The sequence below is a fragment of the Cytobacillus sp. FSL W7-1323 genome (assembly GCF_038595015.1).
Lineage (GTDB): Bacteria > Bacillota > Bacilli > Bacillales > Cytobacillaceae > Cytobacillus > Cytobacillus kochii.
In genome coordinates this window covers 860142-882036 of sequence record NZ_CP151998.1, presented here as the reverse complement: position 1 = coordinate 882036, position 21895 = coordinate 860142, and the positions used below count along the sequence as shown (strand labels likewise).

Annotated in this window: 22 protein-coding genes; 4 read left to right on the top strand and 18 right to left on the bottom strand. The window is 39.0% G+C overall.

Annotated features, from left to right (window positions below):
• The first annotated feature begins 495 nt into the window (after nt 1–495).
• Together sstT and MKX67_RS04590 are read left to right on the top strand one after the other, a co-directional pair.
• Nucleotides 496–1716, top strand: a complete 1221-nt coding sequence (gene sstT, locus MKX67_RS04595) for a serine/threonine transporter SstT (RefSeq protein ID WP_095370447.1) — start codon at nt 496–498, stop codon at nt 1714–1716.
• Nucleotides 1717–1946: 230 nt separating this feature from the next.
• A protein-coding gene (locus MKX67_RS04590) for an IS3 family transposase (RefSeq protein ID WP_224935613.1) occupies nt 1947–3295 on the top strand; the annotation gives its coding sequence in 2 pieces (ribosomal slippage) (nt 1947–2391 and nt 2391–3295; 1350 coding nt in all).
• A gap of 182 nt (nt 3296–3477) precedes the next feature.
• Here the strand turns inward: MKX67_RS04590 and MKX67_RS04585 are convergent.
• The gene (locus tag MKX67_RS04585; RefSeq protein ID WP_095370448.1) at nt 3478–4428 is read right to left on the bottom strand and encodes a nitronate monooxygenase; all 951 of its coding nucleotides are present in this window, start codon (nt 4426–4428) and stop codon (nt 3478–3480) included.
• A gap of 82 nt (nt 4429–4510) precedes the next feature.
• Between MKX67_RS04585 and MKX67_RS04580 the strand changes: the two genes are divergently transcribed.
• Nucleotides 4511–5041 carry a gamma carbonic anhydrase family protein gene (locus tag MKX67_RS04580; protein ID WP_307314825.1) on the top strand — a complete coding sequence of 177 codons (531 nt, stop codon included), beginning with the start codon at nt 4511–4513 and terminating at the stop codon, nt 5039–5041.
• An 8-nt stretch (nt 5042–5049) separates the two neighbouring features.
• Here MKX67_RS04580 and paaX read toward each other — a convergent pair whose 3' ends face one another.
• From paaX to MKX67_RS04515, 13 genes are all read right to left on the bottom strand, one after another.
• The gene (gene paaX / locus MKX67_RS04575; RefSeq protein WP_095370450.1) at nt 5050–5934 is read right to left on the bottom strand and encodes a phenylacetic acid degradation operon negative regulatory protein PaaX; all 885 of its coding nucleotides are present in this window, start codon (nt 5932–5934) and stop codon (nt 5050–5052) included.
• Between the two features lie 71 nt (nt 5935–6005).
• Nucleotides 6006–6782, bottom strand: coding sequence for an enoyl-CoA hydratase-related protein (locus tag MKX67_RS04570; RefSeq protein ID WP_095370451.1), 777 nt, complete (start codon nt 6780–6782; stop codon nt 6006–6008).
• Between the two features lie 295 nt (nt 6783–7077).
• The gene (locus tag MKX67_RS04565) at nt 7078–8283 is read right to left on the bottom strand and encodes an acetyl-CoA C-acyltransferase (protein ID WP_307314830.1); all 1206 of its coding nucleotides are present in this window, start codon (nt 8281–8283) and stop codon (nt 7078–7080) included.
• Between the two features lies 1 nt (nt 8284).
• The gene (locus MKX67_RS04560) at nt 8285–9154 is read right to left on the bottom strand and encodes a 3-hydroxyacyl-CoA dehydrogenase (protein WP_095370453.1); all 870 of its coding nucleotides are present in this window, start codon (nt 9152–9154) and stop codon (nt 8285–8287) included.
• A gap of 81 nt (nt 9155–9235) precedes the next feature.
• On the bottom strand, nt 9236–10753 hold the full coding sequence (locus MKX67_RS04555; protein ID WP_322910080.1) for an aldehyde dehydrogenase family protein: 1518 nt from the start codon (nt 10751–10753) through the stop codon (nt 9236–9238).
• 17 nt (nt 10754–10770) lie between these two features.
• Nucleotides 10771–11544 carry an enoyl-CoA hydratase-related protein gene (locus tag MKX67_RS04550; protein ID WP_095370455.1) on the bottom strand — a complete coding sequence of 258 codons (774 nt, stop codon included), beginning with the start codon at nt 11542–11544 and terminating at the stop codon, nt 10771–10773.
• 14 nt (nt 11545–11558) lie between these two features.
• Nucleotides 11559–12335, bottom strand: a complete 777-nt coding sequence (locus tag MKX67_RS04545; protein WP_095370456.1) for an enoyl-CoA hydratase-related protein — start codon at nt 12333–12335, stop codon at nt 11559–11561.
• Nucleotides 12332–12637 (bottom strand): EthD family reductase, encoded by a 306-nt coding sequence (locus MKX67_RS04540; RefSeq protein ID WP_095370457.1) that lies wholly within the window; start codon nt 12635–12637, stop codon nt 12332–12334. Before MKX67_RS04540 ends, MKX67_RS04545 begins: the two co-directional genes overlap by 4 nt.
• A 15-nt stretch (nt 12638–12652) precedes the next feature.
• A complete protein-coding gene (paaD, locus tag MKX67_RS04535; protein ID WP_224934585.1) occupies nt 12653–13153 on the bottom strand; it encodes a 1,2-phenylacetyl-CoA epoxidase subunit PaaD in 501 nt (166 codons plus the stop codon).
• 31 nt (nt 13154–13184) lie between these two features.
• Nucleotides 13185–13994: a 1,2-phenylacetyl-CoA epoxidase subunit PaaC gene (paaC, locus tag MKX67_RS04530; protein WP_322910081.1), complete on the bottom strand. Its 810-nt coding sequence runs from the start codon at nt 13992–13994 to the stop codon at nt 13185–13187.
• A gap of 1 nt (nt 13995) precedes the next feature.
• A complete protein-coding gene (paaB, locus tag MKX67_RS04525) occupies nt 13996–14334 on the bottom strand; it encodes a 1,2-phenylacetyl-CoA epoxidase subunit PaaB (RefSeq protein WP_095370460.1) in 339 nt (112 codons plus the stop codon).
• A gap of 13 nt (nt 14335–14347) precedes the next feature.
• Complete coding sequence (gene paaA, locus MKX67_RS04520) at nt 14348–15298, bottom strand: 1,2-phenylacetyl-CoA epoxidase subunit PaaA (protein WP_342488927.1); 951 nt, start codon at nt 15296–15298, stop codon at nt 14348–14350.
• A 120-nt stretch (nt 15299–15418) separates the two neighbouring features.
• Complete coding sequence (locus MKX67_RS04515; protein ID WP_095370462.1) at nt 15419–16744, bottom strand: phenylacetate--CoA ligase; 1326 nt, start codon at nt 16742–16744, stop codon at nt 15419–15421.
• A 492-nt stretch (nt 16745–17236) separates the two neighbouring features.
• Between MKX67_RS04515 and MKX67_RS04510 the strand changes: the two genes are divergently transcribed.
• Complete coding sequence (locus MKX67_RS04510; RefSeq protein WP_095370463.1) at nt 17237–17482, top strand: ferredoxin; 246 nt, start codon at nt 17237–17239, stop codon at nt 17480–17482.
• Between the two features lie 310 nt (nt 17483–17792).
• Here MKX67_RS04510 and MKX67_RS04505 read toward each other — a convergent pair whose 3' ends face one another.
• From MKX67_RS04505 to MKX67_RS04490, 4 genes are all read right to left on the bottom strand, one after another.
• Complete coding sequence (locus MKX67_RS04505) at nt 17793–18470, bottom strand: hypothetical protein (protein WP_322910083.1); 678 nt, start codon at nt 18468–18470, stop codon at nt 17793–17795.
• A complete protein-coding gene (locus MKX67_RS04500) occupies nt 18413–19180 on the bottom strand; it encodes a hypothetical protein (protein WP_322910084.1) in 768 nt (255 codons plus the stop codon). The genes MKX67_RS04505 and MKX67_RS04500 overlap by 58 nt, the downstream gene beginning before the upstream one ends.
• A gap of 281 nt (nt 19181–19461) precedes the next feature.
• Nucleotides 19462–20445: an ABC transporter substrate-binding protein gene (locus tag MKX67_RS04495; protein ID WP_095370465.1), complete on the bottom strand. Its 984-nt coding sequence runs from the start codon at nt 20443–20445 to the stop codon at nt 19462–19464.
• 15 nt (nt 20446–20460) lie between these two features.
• The gene (locus tag MKX67_RS04490) at nt 20461–21771 is read right to left on the bottom strand and encodes an NtaA/DmoA family FMN-dependent monooxygenase (protein WP_095370466.1); all 1311 of its coding nucleotides are present in this window, start codon (nt 21769–21771) and stop codon (nt 20461–20463) included.
• Between the last annotated feature and the right edge of the window lie 124 nt (nt 21772–21895).

Here is a 21895-nt window from a genome sequence, read left to right as displayed (position 1 = left end):
CAGATAATCAAGCTGCAGTCAATAGTATTTAATATATGAAATATTTTACAATAACATTCCATTCAATGGTATTTACCTGTGAAATATCTATATAATCAAAATGAAAAATAATAAAGCAGGAACTTACGTTTTTATAAACCTAGGTAAATTCAAATACCTTCGTCGCTGCTTTATAAATATATTAAATATGTAATAAAAAGGAAGGAAGACAATTAATCATTATGTAAAACGATCACAAAAAATCTCAAACTAGCGAACGGGAAGTAACATATCTTGCGAATGCCATCATTTACTATTTTTATTTTATATCTATTAAAGAAAGAGCAGCACATAGACTCTTTGAAGGAAAATCATCTATCAAAAATGAATATTTCGAAATAATTTCTTATTCCGTTAATGAACAATTCGTGATACACTTATTGAAAGATATTGTCCACGTGGACGCGACAACTGTACATTATATTAATATATTAAATTTGAATTTGGAGGAGCATCATGAAAAACTTCATACGTAAATGGAGCGAAATTAGTTTAGTAAAGCGTATTCTAGCTGGTCTGATTATTGGTATTATATTAGCTTTAGTTGTTCCACAAGCTAGTTGGATTTCTATATTTGGTTCTCTATTTGTCGGTGCTTTAAAAGCTGTTGCACCAATTTTAGTCTTATTTCTAGTTATAAACGCCATTGCTAGTCATAAAACAGGCCAACAAACGAATATGAAAATGATTATCTTTCTATATGCAATAGGAACATTTTCAGCTGGTGTCATCGCCGTAATTGCTAGCTTCATTTTCCCTGTAAGCCTTACACTCCAAACGGGAGCAGATGATGTAACACCACCTGGCGGGATTGTAGAAGTATTACAAACATTATTATTTAATATAGTAGATAATCCAGTTAACGCATTGATGAATGCGAATTATATTGGTATTTTAGCTTGGGCAATTGTATTAGGTATTGTTTTAAAATCAATTGCTGCAGATACAACCAAAACGGCATTAGCAAACATCTCAGACGCGATTACTACTATTGTTAAATGGGTAATTGAGTTAGCACCAATCGGTATTTTAGGTCTTGTTTTTGATGCGATTGCTTCTAATGGCCTTTCCGCATTAACAGAATATGGACAGCTTTTAATCTTGTTGCTTGGCTGTATGTTCTTTATTGCACTTGTAGTTAACCCATTGATCGTTTTCATTTTCACAAGAGAAAACCCTTATCCAATGGTTTTACAAACATTAAGAGAAAGTGCGATTACTGCATTCTTCACTAGAAGCTCTGCTGCTAATATCCCTGTAAACTTAAATCTTTGTAAAAAGATGGATTTAGATGAAGATACTTATTCTATCTCTATCCCACTAGGTGCTACAATTAATATGGCAGGAGCTGCTGTGACTATCTCCGTATTAACACTAGCCGCTGCCCATACTCTAGGTATTGAAGTAGATCTTTGGACAGCCATTATTTTAAGTGTCCTATCTGCTGTATCTGCTGCCGGTGCATCAGGTGTCGCTGGGGGCTCTCTATTATTAATTCCTCTAGCAGCTAGCTTGTTCGGGATTTCTAATGATGTAGCCATGCAGGTCGTTGCAGTTGGATTCATTATTGGAGTTCTACAAGACTCTTGTGAAACCGCATTGAACTCATCTTCTGATGTATTGTTTACTGCGACTGCAGAAAAGGCAAAAAAACGCAAACAAAATCACGTGGCATAAAGCATAGAGGTTGGGACATAAGTATATAGCTAATGATTTATCCGAATGATTAACATCTAATCATTCGGTTTTTTTCTGTGATTTGAACCCTTATATGAATAAGAATAGTGAAAGAAGCGGAAGACACTCGACTCCTGCAGGAAATAGAGGGAAAGCTGAGACCCCGCAGGCAATGTGAACTGCACCCCAATTGTTAGACACTATCTACAACTATTGGAGGTGCAGTTTTTTTGTCCAAATTTACTGCGGAAATGAAGCTACAAGCCGTGACTCGCTATTTAAGCGGAAAAGAAAGTTACAGAGAAATTGGAGAATCTATTGGAATAGATCACAAATCGATTGTTAAATGGGTAAGACAATACAACTACAATGGTGCAGAGGCATTGGTGAAACGTTGTACAAGTTATACACAAATGTTTAAACTAGAAGTACTACAATATATGACTGAAAATGGTACTTCTCTATGTGAAACGGCAGCTATTTTTAATATCCCAGCGCATTCCACTCTAGCTGTATGGAAAAGAAAGTTTGAAACACAAGGGATAGATGCCCTTCAGTCACAGGAACAGGGGCGTCTATCCATGAAAAAAGATTCAAATAAACAAAGTTCTACTGACCGTTCTTTTGAAGCACTAGAAAATCGAATAAAACAACTGGAAATGGAAAATGAGTATTTAAAAAAGTTGAATGCCTTAGTTCAAAACAAGGAAAAATCACCAAACAAGACAAAGCACAAGTAGTCTATGAGTTAAGGCATAAGTATTCGGTGAAGTCACTCGTAAAACTCGCTGGCATTCCACGCAGCACCTATTATAATTTAGTAAAACGAATGAATCGACTTGATCCAGACACCGATATAAAAGGAGAAATCCAAGCCATTTATGAAGAACATGAAGGTCGTTACGGTTACCGTCGTATTCGGGATGAGCTAGTGAATCGTGGGAAAAAAGTAAATCATAAGAAGGTTCAACGAATCATGAAAGAGCTGGGTTTAAGATGCCTAGTGCGGATGAAAAGGTATAAATCTTATAAAGGCACAGTCGGTAAAATAGCGCCAAATCATTTAGACCGTCAATTTAGTGCGGACGCACCGAATGAAAAATGGGTAACAGATATTACAGAATTCAAGCTATTTGGTGAAAAGCTGTATCTATCGCCTGTATTAGATTTATTTAATGGTGAAATTATTACGTATACCATCGGTTCTCGACCAACGTATTCATTAGTTTCGGACATGTTAGAAAAAGCATTAGAATCCTTACCAGAAAGGCATCAATTACTCATGCATTCCGACCAAGGATGGCATTATCAAATGAACCAATATCGCAACTTGCTTCAAGCAAAAGGGGTTAAACAGAGTATGTCACGTAAAGGTAACTGTTACGATAACTCTGTAATGGAAAACTTCTTTGGGATACTGAAGTCAGAATTGCTTTATTTTAAGGAATTTGAAAGTGTGAACCACTTTAAACTAGAATTAGAAAAATATATAGAATACTATAATAGGAAACGGTTAAAGGGAAAATTGAAAATGAGTCCGGTACAATACCGAACTCATTTTGAACAAGTTGCCTCATGAAATAACTGTGTCTAACTTTTAGGGGTCACTACAATGCCGAGGAGGCTCAGCCCCTCCCCGCGGAAAGCGAGTGTCTGTAGTGCAATGGAACGGACTTTTTTGCAAATGATTTTTTATAAACTATATTTTGTTATTGTTCGTTTTTGAAATTAGTTCATCTAGTAATGTCGTGACTCTTTTACTTATTTAAATAACTGCTGATGAATTTTACTTACCTGCGCTTCTAAATCCTTCATCATTTGTTCAATTAAGGCTTTCACAGTCGGGATTCTGTCAATAAGCCCAACAACCTGCCCACCATTTATGAAGCCGTTTTCAAAATCACCCTCAATAGCGCCTAATACATGCTGTGTTTCCGATGTTTTTGCTAAATATTGTTCAACTGAATCATTTTCCTGTTCTGCTAGTACTGTTTGAGTGTACGGCACAGTGATGACTCTTCTTACTTTCCCATGTGGTCTGCCTAATATCATTGTTGAAAGGTCATCACCCTGAATGATTTTTTTCTTATAGTTTTCATGAAAAGGTGCTTCTTCTGTGGCAATAAACCTCGTTCCCATTTGGCAACCACTTGCTCCTAACATCATAGCTGCTGCTAATCCACTCCCATCACCAATACCACCAGCTGCAACAACCGGAACATTTACAGCCTTGACGATTTGTGGAATTAACGTAAAAGTCGTAAGTTCTAAGCTTGAGTTAATTCCCGCTGCCTCAAAACCTTCCGCTACTAATATATCCGCTCCTGCTCGTTCCGCCTTCATAGCATGCTTCACTGAAGCGACAACGACAATGACTTTTATCCCCACCTCATGTAGCTTAGCTATGTATGGTGCTGGATTCCCTGCTGAAAGAGAAACAATCGGCACTTGCTCTTTTATAACCAATTTCATCATCCCTATTACGTCTTCTGTAACAGTCAGGGGAATATTGACGGCAAACGGTTTTGTTGTCATTTCTTTCACTGCTTTAATCTTTTCGGCTACTTCTTCAACGGATGATGTCCCACAACCGATCGTCCCTAAGCCCCCTGCTTCAGATATAGCCGCTGTTAATTGTGCAGAGCTGATATTGCCCATCCCTCCTTGAATAATGGGATATTGAATATTTAAAAGAGTTGTTAAGTATTTCATTTTTTCACCACCTGTAATAATTATGTTATAATAAATTTTAATGTATGACAATTCTAAAAAATATAAAAGTGAGGAAAAAATAATGATCATACCTTACCGAGACAAGAAACCTTCTGTAGATCAAACCGTATTTCAAGCACCAGGATCTTATATTATTGGCGATGTAATCATTGGGAAACAATCCTCTGTTTGGTTTAATGCTGTCATTAGAGGAGATGAAGATAGAATAATCATTGGAGAACGGTGTAGTATTCAAGATAATGCAACCATTCATCTATATGAAGGTTCACCAACAATTATTGAAGATGAAGTAACAGTAGGCCATAATGCTATTCTTCATGGTTGCCATATTGGTAAGCGCTCAATTGTAGGTATGGGATCAACCATTTTAGATGGGGCACACATTGGAGAAGAATGTATTATTGGTGCCAATACGCTTATACCAGCCAATAAAAAAATTCCACCACGCTCCCTTGTGATCGGCTCACCCGGAAAAGTTGTACGTGCAATCGATGATAAGGATCTGGCGTTAATACAACTTTCTATTGATAGTTATGTGCAAAAAGGCGCAGAATTTCAAGGGCAACAAGTAAAAAACGATGGCCAGAAATAGCCATCGTTTTATTCTTCACTCATTAAAGGATGCTTCGACACATCATAATCGGCATCTTTTCGTTTGATATCATTATCCTTCCGAAAAATCTCTTCGAAGAATTCATTTGCAGGTTCTGCAAGTAATTTATAATATTGCGTAAATAAAAGTGCTGCATGGTTCCCATTCCACTCTACAGGAAGGAGCTCCTTCGGTAGACCTGGATCGATAAACAGAAATTTACGGTATTCATGAACAAGTAATGTCCTTTCGACAAAACACTCTGCTTTCGTCATTTTCCCATCTTGAATCATACTTTGATGAATAATATATTGCTTACTATATGTAGAAATAAACTCTTCATACTTTGCTTGAATTTCATCTACAGGCCAACTTCTCTCCACTAATGACAGGCTATCTTGAGGCCCCTTATATTCCGAAACAAAGAAGTCAACATAAGACTCTATCTCATACTTCTTAACAAGTTGCTTGACTTCTTTTTCTAGGTTATTTGGTGAGATCCAAAAACCATTTTGAAAACTACCGAATCCACTCCAAACAAGCTCTTTTCTGAACTCATCACGAACCTGGCGTTTTTCCTCTGGAATCGAATACATAAGAAAACACCATTTACCTTTCCAACTATGCGGGTTCAGTTTAAATATCCTACCCGCAGCTTCCTCCATCCGATCTTCTCCACGCGGGGTCAAATAGTAATAGCTTTTATTCCCTTTCTTCTCAGACTGAACCCAGCCTTGCTTGTACATTCGGGACATGGCTACTCTTGTTGACTGCTCATTATGGCCAAATTCTTTCAGTAGGTGAATGAGCGTACCTATCCAAATCTTATTGCCATAATGACGCAAGTAATCTCCATATATCGTAAAGATTAAAGATTGCGTATTATTGCCCATTTCTATCACACTCTTTTTCCATTCGTACTTTATCTTTTATCTTATCTAAAAAAGACAAAGAAACGCAATAGTTATTTCCCTTGAAACACCGGTTGTCTTTTTTCACTAAATGCTTGCAGTGCCTCGACACGATCATTTGTCGGTAACGTTAGTTCATATGCCTTCGATTCAATCGCCATCCCAGTTTGAATATCCGTGTTCATCCCTTGTGAGATTGCATATTTTGCCTGGATGAGCGCAACAGGCCCGCTTTTCAACATTTGTTGTGCGAAGTTGATGCAAGTCGATTGTAAAGCCTCTTTCTCTACTACTCTTGTCAAAATTCCTAATCCATATGCTTCATTGGCAGATATTTTCGCGGCTGTGAAGATTAACTCCTTCGCTTTCATTTCTCCAACCACTCTCGGTAAGCGCTGTGTACCACCAGCACCTGGAATGATTGCCCAGCTCGTTTCAGTTAAACCTAATTTAGCATCTTCTACTGCGAGAGCAAAATCACAAGCAAGAATCAGTTCGAACCCTCCACCAAAGGCATATCCGTTTATTGCAGCAATCGTTGGCATCGGTAGATTTGCAATATCATTGAACACATCACGAATTAAGCGGACATTTCTTCTTGTTTGTTGTTCATTCAATGTTTTTCTTTCTTTTAAATCTGCTCCAGCACTAAAGGCTTTATCTCCTGCCCCTGTGAAAATAACCACACGTACATCTGGATTTATTTGCATATCCGCTACCGTTTCTTGAAGCTGTTTCAGTGTAGCATAATCAAAACAATTAAGGACGTCTGGACGATTAATCGTAACCGTTGCAATATGATTCTCTAGCTTGAATAATACGTTTGTCATTGAGTTTTCCTCCTTTAAAGGATACTATTTGATAGATTTAACCGCTGGATGTTTAGCCTAGTGATACCATAATTTATGGATTGTTAATATCAGGATTTTGCCATTGCTATAATGCCCTCTTTTGTGAGGCTCTCATTTACCAAGAACGAAAATTTTACACTTTCGACGTAGCGTGGATCACTTTCCTCTGATAATGGTTCTTGCCTTTTCACTTATTAACACAAGATTTACTCCCTATTAAATGCTGCAATGTCCCCTTATACATGAAGGGGACATTGCCAAACAATATCATTCTTTATTCCTCTACATTTTTCACAATAGCAGCAATTCCTTGTCCCACTCCAATACACATCGTTGCTAGTCCATATGTTTCTTTTCTACGTTTCATTTCATATATCAATGTCGTAAGAATTCTCGCACCACTTGCCCCTAATGGGTGACCGAAGGCAATCGCCCCTCCGTTGACGTTGACTTTGTCTGTATCTAATTCAAGTTGTTTCACGCATTCTATTGATTGTGATGCAAAAGCTTCGTTTAGTTCAACCAAGCCAATATCAGCTGTAGATAAATTGGCACGGTCTAGCGCCTTTCTTGATGCATAGATTGGGCCGAGTCCCATGACTGCTGGTTCTAGTCCGGCTGTTGCACCAGCAACATAGGATACTAATGGTTTTAGTCCTAACTCTTTTGCTTTATCCGCACTCATAATTAACAATGCACTTGCACCATCATTGACACCAGAAGCATTGCCTGCAGTAATTGTTCCGCCTTCAAAAATGGGACGTAGTTTAGCTAACTTTTCTAATGAGGTATCGGGACGTGGGTGCTCGTCCGTATCCACTACTACTTCATTTCCTTTACGATCGTGATAGACAACAGGGACCATTTCCTCTTTAAAAATATTAGCGTCCATAGCGGTTTTTGCACGTTGTTGGCTTTCGTAAGCAAATCTATCTTGATCTTCACGAGAAATATTGTAACGTTTGGCTACATTTTCAGCTGTTTGTGGCATCGAGTCTGTACCATACATTTCATGAAGCTTTTTATTCGTAAAACGCCAACCAATCGTTGTATCGAACATTTCCATATTACCTCTTGGGTAGTCTTTACTCGGTTTAGCCATCACAAATGGTGCACGCGTCATACTCTCTGTACCACCAGCAATATAAACGTCACCTTCACCAATGGCAATCGCACGTGCTGCATATAAAACAGCATCTAATCCGGACCCACAGAGGCGGTTCAATGTTGTACCTGCAACATCAATAGGTAAACCTGCTAAAAGGGCTGACATACGCCCAACGTTCCGATTGTCTTCTCCCGCTTGATTGGCATTGCCTAGGACAACCTCTTCTATTTGCTCAGCAGGTAACCCAGGGTTCCGATCGACCAATGCTTTAATGACTGTTGCACCTAAATCATCGGGACGGACATCCTTTAATGCGCCTTTATAGCGACCAATTGGTGTTCTTACTGCATCAACGATAACAACTTCTCTCATTTTACAGGGCCTCCTCGGGTTTTTTCGTGTAATCATAGACGCCTTTGCCAGATTTTCTTCCCAATCTGCCAGCTTTGACGTATTGTTCTAGTAATGGAGCAGGACGGTATTTTTCACCTAATTTTTCATGTAAATACCTTAAGTTGTTTAATCTTGCATCCAAACCTACCAAATCGACTAATTCGAATGGCCCCATCGGATAATTCAGACCTAACTTAATCGCTTTATCAATATCTTCTGGCGTCCCTAATCCTTCTTGAAGCATGTAAAATGCTTCATTTCCGACGAGCGCACTCATTCGACTCGTTACAAACCCTGGAAACTCATTTACAACAACTGTTTCCTTACCCATTTTGCCAGCAACACCTTCAATAAAAGCAACTGTGTCATCATTCGTTTCTAATCCGCGAATGATTTCAATTAGCGGCATTTTATGTACCGGGTTGAAGAAGTGCATGGCGATTGTTTTTTCTGGACGGTTCGTATAGGAGCCAATTTCCGTCGGGCTCATTGTTGATGTATTGGAGGCAAAACGACAATGTCCAGGTGCAAATTGATCAATCGTTTCAAAAATGTCCCTTTTAATGCTCGCAATTTCTGGAACAGCCTCAATAACAAGATCCGCATCAGCCACTACTTGTTTCAAGTCTGTTGCATAGCTTAGATTCGCTTGAGCCGCGGCCGATTGTTCACCCGTAATTTTCCCACGAGAAACACCTTTTGCAAAAATACTTTCAATCTCTTTTTTTGCACTGTTCAACGCTTCTTCCTTTATATCATTCAAGACAACTTCGTATCCACCGACTGCACTCACATAAGCAATCCCTCTGCCCATCACACCTGATCCGACAACAACAATTTTACTCATCATGCTCTCCTCCTCTATTTCCCATTAATAAATGAAGGCGGATGCCAAGCGTCAATAGTCTTGGCATCCGCATATGTGTATTCCTTAAATGCCGAATGGGTTCAGCGGTTTGTTCCCAAAATAAGAAATAATACTTTTTGTTTCTGTATAAAGATCTAATGTTTCAATACATAGTTCACGACCGAAACCTGACTGTTTGTAACCACCAAAAGGTGTACCAGGGAAAGCAGAGAATGGGCAGTTCACCATAACAATTCCTGCTTCAATTTTGTTTGCTACTCTAGTTGCTTTTGCTCCGTCTTTTGTCCAAACAGCTGAGCCTAAACCATACACAGTATCATTCGCCAGTTTAACTGCTTCTTTTTCATCTTTGAATTTCATGATGACAACAACTGGCCCAAAGATTTCTTCTTTAACCACTTTCATCTCATGATTCACATTAGCAATCACTGTAGGCTCATACCAAAAGCCATTTTCAAATCCTTCTACTTGCGCACCTTTCCCACCCGCAAGAATTTCAGCGCCTTCTTCTTTGGCAGATTGCACATAACCATCAATGACATCCCATTGGTTCTGATCAATAATGGCACCAACATGTGTCCCTTTATCAAATGGATTACCTAATGTTAATGACTTTGTTTTTTCAACAAATTTCTCTACAAATTCATCGTAAATATCCTCATGTACATAGAGACGAGAACGAGCTTCACAAGATTGACCTGTGTTATAGTAAATTCCGTAGATCGATCCTACAACTGCTGCATCAATATCCGCATCATCGAAAACGATATTTGGTGATTTTCCACCTAGCTCTAATGTCACACGTTTTAATGTATCTGAAGCTTTCGCCATAATATCTTTACCAATTGGTGTTGATCCTGTGAAAGCCACTTTATCCACTTTATCGTGCTCTACTAAGTAATTCCCTACATCTTTACCTGATCCAGGAACGATATTTACTACTCCTGCTGGGACACCTGCTTCGATGCAGATTTCTCCTAAAATAATCGCTGTAAGTGGTGTTAAGCTAGCTGGTTTCACAACGATTGAACATCCAACTGCAATCGCAGGAGCAACCTTCCAAGCAGCCATCATTAGAGGATAGTTCCAGGGGATGATTTGTGCACAAACCCCTACAGGTTCCTTTTCAGTATAGTTGTGAAATTGTCCTGCCATTGGATTGACTGTTCCGCGGTGGCCAACAATCGCGCCTGCATAAAATTCAAAATCCTCAATCGCTTGCATCACTTGTCCTTGTGCTGTGCTTAATGTTTTACCCGTATCAAGCATCTCTAATTCAACAAGTTCATTAAATCGACTACGCATAATAGCAGCGATTTTATTCATAATACGCGATCTTTTATTAACGGGAAACTTCTTCCACTTTCCGTTGTCAAATGCTTCTCTTGCTGCTAAAACTGCTTTTTCTGCATCTTCTTTTGACGCTTTTGCCACCTCTGCCAATAATTCACCAGTAGCAGGGTTATAAGTTTTGATTGTTGCTCCGCCTGTGCTTTCTACTTTTTCGCCATTAATTATCAGGTGATAGTAATCTCTCTTCATTGATACTGCTTCTTTAGCTGTTTCTTGAACTGTTGCCATGTCTACCACTCCTAATTTTATTGTCCGATATATTCAGGTTGTCTTTTCTCTATAAATGCTTGAACGCCTTCTTTTGCATCCTTTGTTAAACCAGCAATTCGTTGCCCTTCTGCTTCTTTTTCTAAATAAGCATCTAGCGGGAGATTCTCTGCCAGTGTTAAGTATCTTTTAATTAAGCCAATGGCTTTTGTAGGCATTTTCGCTAATTTAATTGCAAATTCCTCTACTTCTTTTTGCCAAGTATCTTGTGGAATGACGCGATTAATCACACCCAGCTCCAAGGCTTTCTGTGCAGGGATTTTTTCCCCTAGAACAGAAATCTCTAGCGCTTTTGCTCGGCCAACTAAATGGCTAAGAAAATGTAAATTACCAGAGTCCGGAATTAGACCAATATTAACAAAAGCATTGATAAAACTAGCTTTTTCTGAAGCAAGACGGAAATCACACGCTAAAGCTAAACTAAATCCAGCTCCTGCAGCTACGCCATTCACCGCCGCAATAATAGGTTTTTCGCAAGCCATTATTGCTTTTACCATCGGTGTGTAATGATTTCTTAGTAAATCACCGTGATTCGTATCATCATTTACCTCAGCTAAATCTTGCCCGGAACAAAACGCTCTACCTTCACCAGTAATAACGATGCAGCGTACTTTTTCATCTTTACCCGCTAGCTTTACTGCTTGTGTAATTTCGCGATTCATTTCTGCAATAAAAGCGTTCAATTTATCGGGACGATTCAGCTTGATCCAACTGATTCCTTCATGACATTCATAATTAATTGTATTGAACATTGCCAACCTTCTTTCTATTTTCCGTGGAATTTGGGCTTTCTTTTCTCAATAAAAGCATTCATTCCTTCTTTTTGATCTTCTGAAGAGAAGAGTAGATAGAAGTTTTTTCGCTCATATTGCATGCCTTCATATAAAGAATAATCAACCGCTTTATTAACGGAATCTTTAATGAGGCGGATGGCTAGTGGCGGCTTTTCTGCAATCATTTTCGCAAACTTTAATGTTTCTTCTTCTAATAGTTCGCCAGATACAATTCTATTTACAAAGCCATGAGATTGCGCCTCTTCTACTTGAATACGTTTCGCACTCCATATCCACTCTAATGCGAGCGTGCGACCTACAAGTTTGGTTAAACGCTGTGTACCTCCAGCACCTGGCATCACACCTAGATTAACTTCAGGAAAGGAGAATTCCGTACCTTCAGCTGCAATCAATACATCACAACTTAAGGCCAGTTCAAATCCCCCTCCGAAAACAAAGCCTTGTACAGCGCCGATAATCGGTTTTTTTATCACTGAAAGACGATCCCAATCTTGAAATTGGTTTAGCAGCTCTAGATGAATGGGATCATCATTCGACATTTCGTCAATATCTGCGCCTGCTGAAAAAGCTCTTCCTTTGCCTTTGAGTAAGATGACTCTCACGGTATCGTCCTGATCATAACGCTCCATTACCTGAACAATTTCTTTCATCATTTGACGATTAAGAGCATTCAATTGCTTCGGACGGTTTAGCTCAATGATGCCAATATAATCCTCCACTTTTGTTTCTATAAACGCGTATTCACTCATTCGTCTTCTTCACCGATAGCAAAGCTAACCAGTTTACCTGCAAACCCCATTACATCTTTCGCTGATGCTTTACCTTCAGGTGACTTCATACCATTTTTCAATGCTTCATGATTTTCATAGTACATTTCACACATTAAATAAAATTTGGGCTCATCACCGGTTGGTGTACCGACCATTTTTGTTACTTTCATTTTTTGTAATCCAGGAATTTTTTCAGTAATTGGCACGTGTACATTGTAATAATGCTCATCGAATGCTGCCTTATCTTCAGGTTGCTTGTAAAATGCGATTAATTTGACCATTGTTTATATTCCCCTTTACATTAAGTTTGATATTGGTTTCATTGCTTCAAATGGATTTTTACATGATTTACAATATAAAATACTTCTGCAAGCTGTCGGTCCAAATATATTATCAAGCGTGACATAGGTTGATCCGCAATAGGGGCAATCCACATGCCAAGAACCGTCTTCTGTAAAATGCTTTGGAGGTGGAGCAATACCAAACGCCTTTAGTCCTTTTTGTCCTTTTTCTGTAATGCGATCTGAAGTCCATGGAGGTGCAGTTTTAAATAATACTTCTACTGCTTCTACCCCCGCTACACTTTGGATTTGTTCGACCACATTCTTCTTGATGATTTCAAGTGCTGGACACCCTAAAAAGGTTGGAAGCATCGTAATCGATACATGCGAATCATGTATTTCTACACCCTCGATCATCCCTAGGTCTACCACACTCACTGTGCTAATTTCAGGGTCCTGAACTAATTCAAGCGCTTCCATAATGTCCTTTTCAGCTACTAAAGTCGGTTGATACATCTCTATTCCTCCTCACATGTTCTAAAAAGTCTTACCAAGGAACAGCAGGATTGAGGCGATAAACCTCTGATAACGTACTTAACGCACGGTCAAGTTCCTCAGTGTGTTCTCCTAAACGTCCATTTCGATCTGGTTGCTGTATGATAGGCGATTCGATATGAAGCGCTTTCACTACTTCTTCAAGTGCTGCTTCCCATCTTTGTTTTAATACCGTTGCATCTTCAATTAGAGCAAATTCTTTAAAGCTTTGAGATGCATTACCATAAGAGAAAACATCACCAAAGTCAGCCATTACTCCTTCAATTGCTTTGTTCATACGCTCTTTAGCCTCGTCAGATGAAGACAATAATTGCGTAAACCATGTCCTCCAGTGTATATGATGATAAAACAATTCCATGCTAACTTTTGTGGCTACTTCAGCTAGTGGCTGATAGGTGGTTTTTTTCAATGAATCTACTTTCACTTTTTTTGCTAGCGTATAGAAATAATTGCGAACAACTGCATATGCCCAATCATATCTTGGTGTTTCCATATAGTAGCCTGCACCATTTTCGCGTTCTACTAATATACTATTCTTTCTTTCCTTCGCCGATCGTCCATGTGCTAGATCATCTATCTTTCCATACCCCAGCTCTTCTAGTAAACCGAAATACATTTTCGCATGACCCATCGTATCTTGACTGATGGAAGATGAAGCAACATCTTCTTCAATATGAGGCGCCAGCCCTAGCCATTCTGAACCGCGGTAAGATAGGAGAAAGTCATCATCAGCAAGCTGAAATAAAAGCTCAGCAAGTGCTTCTTTATGCGCTGGTGTCATTTCCACTGCATTTGTGCTCATCTTACTTCTCCCCCCATGATAGAATCTCTTTTTCATCTAACATTTGTTGCTCGTAATGGCGCCATTTTTTCTTTAAGTAGCCATACCCTTTTGTTGTTCTGTATTCCTTATTATCTAACCGGTTCAACATCTGCTTTTCTTCATAATTTAAACCACGAATTTCTTTACGATTAACCACCCAAATATCTGCTACAGGTTCACGGCGCAAAAAGTTCTCCTGTGCCATAACCATAGCCATTTCAGCATTAGGGGCAAGCAAGCTAAATTGATGTTGAAAGGCTGCTTTTGATGTCTTTTTACTAAATACTTCGAATTCTTGAAAAAATTCATTACTACCCATCTGACTTCCTCCTTTAGCTAATCTGACCTAATGCTTCTCGCACCCAAGCATTATTTTCGTAAGATACGCGGCGAAGATTTAAGCGTTCCTGAGATTTAGGACCATTATTTCTCATGATTTCTTTTAATTTCGACCAATCAGGTTGTTGATAGGTCCATTCTTGCTTCTCTTCATCAAAACGGATGGTTGGATCAGGAATCTCTAAGCCAAGAGATAGAATTCTAGGTACATATTTTGTGAGGAACGCTTGACGCAATTCTTCATTTGTTTTTGGTCTGATTTTGTATTTGATGGTAATATCTTGTTTTGACTTGCCTACTTGGGAACTTGGGGGTCCGAAGAATAACAGAAGTGACTCCCACCATCTTGTCACAGCATCTTGCACCATTTCTCTTTGTTCCTCTGTTCCCTCTGCTAATGCCATGATAATCGATTCACCGTGTTGAGCGTGGAAGACTTCTTCCGCACAAATACGATGCAATGCTCTCGAATAGGGTGCATACGAACTGTTAAGCATATTGGTCTGTGTGATGATAGCCGCACCATCTACTAACCAACCAATTAAACCTGCATCTCCCCAACTCGGTGCCGGCATATGAAATACATTGTGAAATTTCAATTTTCCTGTAAAAAGATCCTGCATAATGTCATCTCGTGTTTTGCCAGTAGGCTTAAGTAAGTCTTCAGCGACACGCAATAGTAATTGGCCATGCCCCATTTCATCTTGTACCTTTGCCATGATGCCGAGTTTTCTTTGTATAGACGGGGCTTTAGGTACCCATTCTTTCTCTGGAAGCGCTCCCATAATCTCACTGATTCCATGCATAGAAATCAATTTAATTAATGCATTGCGATAATCTTCAGGCATCCAATCATCAGCTTCGATTTGTTCACCGCGATTAATCCGTTCCATAAACTGTTCATACTTTTGTTCTTTTGTTTCCGCTACAACTGAACTACTCATCTACCTTCCCTCTCTTCTTTGAGTTATTTTTTATTTTATATAACGTTTATATAACGATATTATATATTATAGTTATGTTATAAAGCAAATTTATTTTTCTGATTATTCATTTTAATCTTTTCACAAGATGACTTCGACTTGTCGCTTATCAACGATTCTAACAGCTTTCCCTTCTGATCTCGGGATACTCCTTGGTGGATGTACTTTAACTTTCATCGAAACTAGACAGTTATTTTTCATGGAATGCTGTACTTTTTTCATTAAACCTAAAGTATATCCCTCTAAATCGACACCGTTCGATTTTTGATACATAACTTCATCCATTTCTACATGAAGTTCTACACTATCCAGTACACCATCATTGAGTAAATGTACTTGATAGATAGGTGCCAATTCTTCTATTTGTAATAAATAATGCTCGATTTCAGAAGGAAATACATTTACACCGCGAATAATCATCATGTCATCGATTCGCCCTTTAATTCGGGACATTTTTTTCGTTGTTCTACCACAAGAACAAGTACCAGATTTTACTGAAGCTAAGTCTCCTGTACGATAACGAATAATTGGAAACGCTTCCTTCGTTAAACTAGTAAAAACAAGTTCGCCGATTTCTCCTTCAGCTACTGGTTCTAACGTATCAGGATCGATTACTTCTACCAAGAAATGATCGTCAGCAATATGCAGACCTTGTTGTTCTTCATGACATTCCATCGCTACACCTGGTCCCATCACTTCACTTAATCCGTAAATATCACTTGCCTTTATACCGAACAACTCTTGAAGTTTTTTACGCATACCTTCTGTCCAAGGTTCTGCACCAAAAATGCCATATTTTAAGGAACTCTTAGCTGGATCTTTGCCTTGCGCTTTCATTTCTTCTGCAATTTTCAAAATATAAGAAGGGGTACCTGCAATCACTGTCGGTTTGAAATCCTCAATAATCATTATTTGGCGATCGGTATTGCCACCAGATACCGGAACTGTCGCCATTCCTAACCTTTCTGCACCAAAATGAATCCCTAATCCCCCAGTAAATAGCCCATAGCCATAGGCATTTTGGAAAATGCCATCCGGTTCACCACCAGCTAAGGCAATCGCACGAGCAGCTAAATCAGCCCAGTTATCAACGTCATTTTGAGTATAACCAACTACCGTTGGTTTCCCACTTGTACCAGATGAAGCATGTACGCGAAGGACATCCTTCATCTCTACCGCAAACAAGCCATAAGGGTAGTTATCTCTTAAATCGGATTTTTTTGTGAAAGGAAGTTTACTTAAATCATCAAGCGTTTGGATATCATTCGGAGTAATATTTAATTCTTGAAACTTATTTTGATAGAAAGGGACATGTTCAAATACTCGATTCACAGTTTTCTTTAATCCTTCTAACTGTAGCGCTTCCATTTCAGACTTACTAAAGGTTTCAGCTTTGTGTAGAATCATCTTTTTATCTCCTTATTGGTTATTGTGGCTTTTTCTTTTTGATAGCTACTCATATAAGTAAATTATTTTAATCGTTGAAACACCCCAATGAACAGTGTTGTTATGTGGAGATTGTGTAAGTATTTTTGTAAAAAAGCTTTTGAGCACCAGCCTTCTATAGAAAAAGCCCGTTTTTAAAACGCTTTCATTTAAAAAACATATATAAATATAACCTTTTACAAGTTTACAACCGTAAAAAAGTTATATTTATTTTCACTTAAATTATCACATAATTTTTTAAATGTAAATAAAAATCAGATATTTTAAAATAGAGGTAATATAATTATAATAAGTCAAAAACATTGGTAATTAAGGTTATAACCGTAAATTATTTATTTCTAAAATATTTGACAAATCATAATTATCCAATTATCATTCCGTATATAACATTATTAAGTTAACCGTATTTTTTTAGTTATAATTAGTATCTAAACTTTTATTGGAGGTTATATCATGGCCAAATATACGATTGTAGACAAAGAAACTTGTATTGCTTGTGGCGCTTGCGGTGCTTCCGCTCCAGATGTGTATGATTATGATGACGAAGGAATCTCTTTTGTCATTCTCGATGATAACCAAGGAAATGAACCAATACCTGAAGATCTCCTCTTTGACGTTGAAGACGCCATCGATGGATGTCCAACAGATTCGATCAAATTGAGTGATACACCATTTAACGGTGTGCCCGTTGAATCATAAAGAATTAATTGCTCGGGTACCTTGCGTACTCGGGTTTTATTCTTGTAAAATAGTTCGCTCACTTCGTAATATATAAACCTTGCTAATATTTTTTGTGGTCTTATTTAAATGGCGAATTATTTCTTGGTAGATTCAAGATACTGTCTGTTTTTCGTCGCTTATACTTTCGAATAATTTTTTAAGGGCAACGATCTTTACCATTGTAATGATTAATAATCCATATAATTGTAAATATAGTAAAATAAGTAATAATAAATTAATATCATTATATAATTTTTCTATAGTAAGAAACTATTAATTACGGGCTCATTTATTTGGAACTTGTTCCAAAGATAAAAATTATACTCAGATCACCTTTTGCGAGGCACTCATTCCAGGGTTTCTTTCGGAGTTGACTTGCTAACACTTTTTGCGAGGCGCTCATCTCCGAGTTTGCTTCTGAGTGACCTGCAAACACCTTTTGCGAAGCGCTCATCCACGGATTCCTTTCTGAGTAACCTGCAAACACCTTTTGCGAGGCGCTCATCCACGAGTTCCTTTCTGAGTGACCTGCAAACACTTTTTGCGAAGCGCTCAACTCTAGGTTTGCTTCTGAGTGACCTGCAAACACCTTTTGCGAAGCGCTCATCCACGAGTTTCTTGCTGAGTGACCTGCAAACACCTTTTGCGAGGCGCTCATACCCGAGTTTCTTGCTGAGTAACCTGCAAACACCTTTTGCGAGGCGCTCATCCGCAGTTTCCATTCTGAGTGATCTGCAAATACCTTTTGCGAGGCGCTCATCCGCAGTTTCCATTCTGAGTGATCTGCAAACACCTTTTGCGAAGCGCTCATCCGCAGTTTCCATTCTGAGTGATCTGCAAATACCTTTTGCGAGGCGTTCATCTCCGGGGTTCTTGCTGAGTGACTTGCTAACACCTTTCGCGAAGCGCTCATCCGCAGTTTCTTGCTGAGTAATCTGCCAACACCTTTTGCGAAGCGCTCATCCACGAGTTTCTTTCTGAGTGACTTGAAAACACCTTTTGCGAAGCGCTCATCTCAGGGTTTCTTGCTGAGTGACTTGCAAACACCTTTTGCGAGGCGCTCATCTCAGGGTTTCTTGCTGAGTAACCTGCAAACATCTTTTGCGAGGCGCTCATCCCCGAGTTTCTTGCTGAGTGACCTGCAAACACCTTTTGCGAGGCGCTCATCCCCGAGTTTCTTGCTGAGTGACCTGCAAACACCTTTTGCGAGGCGCTCATCCGCAGTTTCCATTCTGAGTGATCTGCAAACACCTTTTGCGAGGCGCTCATCCGCGAGTTCCTTTCTGAGTGACCTGCAAACACCTTTTGCGAGGCGCTCATACCCGAGTTTCTTGCTGAGTAACCTGCAAACACCTTTTGCGAGGCGCTCATCCGCAGTTTCCATTCTGAGTAACCTGTAAACACCTTTTGCGAAGCACTCATCCGCAGTTTCCATTCTGAGTGACCTGCAAACACCTTTTGCGAAGCACTCATCCGCAGTTTCCATTCTGAGTAATCTGCAAATACCTTTTGCGAGGCGCTCATCCGCAGTTTCCTTTCTGAGTGATCTGCAAACACCTTTTGCGAGGCGCTCATCCGCAGTTTCCTTTCTGAGTGATCTGCAAACACCTTTTGCGAAGCGCTCATCCCCGAGTTTCTTTCTGAGTGACCTGCAAACACCTTTTGCGAGGCACTCATCCCCGGATTCCTTTCTGAGTGACTTGCAAACACGCCTTCTTTTTAGAAAATGATTAAATACCGGCAGAGACAAATGAGGCCACCCAAAATATTGGGTGGCCTCGAAATTCTATATAGAAAAAGGTAATCTAGTCAATTATTGTCCATAATGGATATATAGCTCAGCACGTCGGAAAGGGGGTCCATAGGCGAGAGCGAAAAAAAATATGGATGGTGTGTATATGGGACAATAACTGCTAGAGTACTATCATCTTTTGATGATATTCCTTATTCCTGCGATATTATTTAGATAAATCTTCTTGTAATGCTTTTAAAAATTCAACACGGCTATTTGCAGGGCCGCCTTCTAATAGTGGATCAATCGTATTTACATATACTTGATCTTCTTTAAATGCCGTAATGTTTTTCACAATAGGATCGTTTTGTAAATCTTCTAAAGCGTTTTTCGCCTCTGCATTTTCACTTTCAGCAAATTGGATGAATAGGTGGTCTGGATTCATATCTGCTAACTGCTCAATTGAAAGTTGTGCTTGGTTCTCTGCTGCTTCAATCTCTGCTGGTACTTCTAATCCTAATTCACTATATAAAACAGGATTGACGAATACATCTTGTGGATAAACAAATACTTGACCTGCGCGGATACGTACAGCTGCTACTTTTTTACCTTCTAATTCTCCAGCAATAGATGCTTTTGCAGTTTCTACATCTTCTTTATATGCATTTAATACTTCTTCTGCTTTATCTTCTTTTCCAGAAATCTCACCCATTAACTTTAAGTTTGCTTCCCAATCAGTAGAGATATAAGAAACAGGAATAGTCGTAGCAATTTTCTCTAATTTCTCTGTTACATCTGCAGGGAATTTAGATGTTGCTAAAATAACATCTGGTTGTAACTCAAGCACTTTTTCAAAGTTCGGTTGTCTTTTTTCACCGATAGATTCAGCTTTATCTGTGATAGAAGTATAAATTTCAGGAAATTCTCCTCCAACTGAAATAGCACCCACTGGATGTACATCTAATGCTAACGCATCTTCCATTGCTTCCATGGCACCAGTAATTACGATTCGCTCTGCATTAGCAGGGATTTCGTATGATTTACCTAAGTACTCAATTGTTTTTGTACCATCTTCACTGCTTTCTTCGGTTTTTGCATCATCTTCCTCTTTGTTCGAAGCATTTGACTCTTCACTACTACCTCCACCACAAGCGGCTAATACTAACATGATGAACATCATTAAACTAGCTAACATCCACTTTCTATTCACTATTATTCTCTCCTTCTAGTTCTTCTTCTTTGTTAGATTTGTTATAAATGTATTACTTTCATACTCTTCTCTGAACAATCCTTTTTCTACAAGTAATGGTAGCAGCTTATCGAAAAATAGTTGTAGTGACCTTATTGAACCACCTGGTAAAGCAATAAAACCATCCATTGCTCCTTTATCCAGCCAGTATTCAATCTGCTGTGCAGCCTCCTCGACTGTGCCGATGATTATCCAATGAGCCGAACTGATAACCTCTGGCCTTGATAGTAATTGCTGAACTGTTGGTTCATTTTTGATAATGTAATCTTTTAACAGTCCTGCATGTGTTTTGCTATACACTTGTCGATCATTATGCGGTATGTGCGCTGCAGTTACTTTGTCATCTTTAGCAAATCCACTCAGATCCAGGCCCAGTATACGCCGTACCATTGCCAATTGTTGCTCCAGACTTAGATGTGCAAAAGCATCACGATAAAGCGCTTTTGCTTCAGCAGTTGTATTTCCTAAGAAAAGTGATAATCCTGGTAATACAACAATATCATCAGCTTTTCTACCTTTTGACTTTGCACGATTGCGCAAATCTTGACGATAACTTATCGCTGATTCGATTGTAGGTGTGGCAGCAAAGATTCCTGATGCTACACCAGAAGCAAACTCACGCCCAGCATCAGAAGCACCTGCTTGAAATAATGGTAATTCTCCAGCAAGATGAGCAGGTAAATTCAGCGGTCCTCTCACATCATAGAAATCACCTTGATAATCAATTGGATGAATTTTATCTTTATCAGCAAATATCCCTTCATCCCGATCAACTAAGAAAGCTTCAGCAGGGTAACTCCTCCACAACCTATGAATAACATCTACGCTCTCTTTCGCACGATTATATCTTTCCTCTGAAGAAGGCATATTCTTATGGCCAAAATTATCTCCACCTTCAATAGAAGTGACAATGTTCCACCCTGCTCTTCCTTCACTTAATCGATGAAGAGTCTGTAATTGCCTTGCAATCACGTATGGTGGGTTAAAAGTAGTCGAAACAGTTGTGACCAATCCAATCTGACTTGTGTGCTCTGCTAGCATCGTCATCAACAATGTCGGATCTAATCCTCCCATCGCTGGTGATATATTGACTCTTTCTGGATGCAAAAATAATGCATCTGGTTTGAATACAAAGTCCAACTTTGCTTCTTCTGCTTTTTTCGTCAGCTCTATGTAAAAATCAGCAGAAAATATACGTTCTGCACTACTATCTTTTTTGCGCCAACCCCAGCCATTTAACCAAGTAGGTGATAATGATAACCCTATACAAAGATGCTTCTCACTCATTACTATTCAACCTTCCCTACAGTTGCTGCCACTAACATTCCCATATAAAAAACGATTTTCATTCAGAGATTCTGTTTGATAATGAGAATCATTTTCATTATAGGATGGAATGAAAAAAAAATCT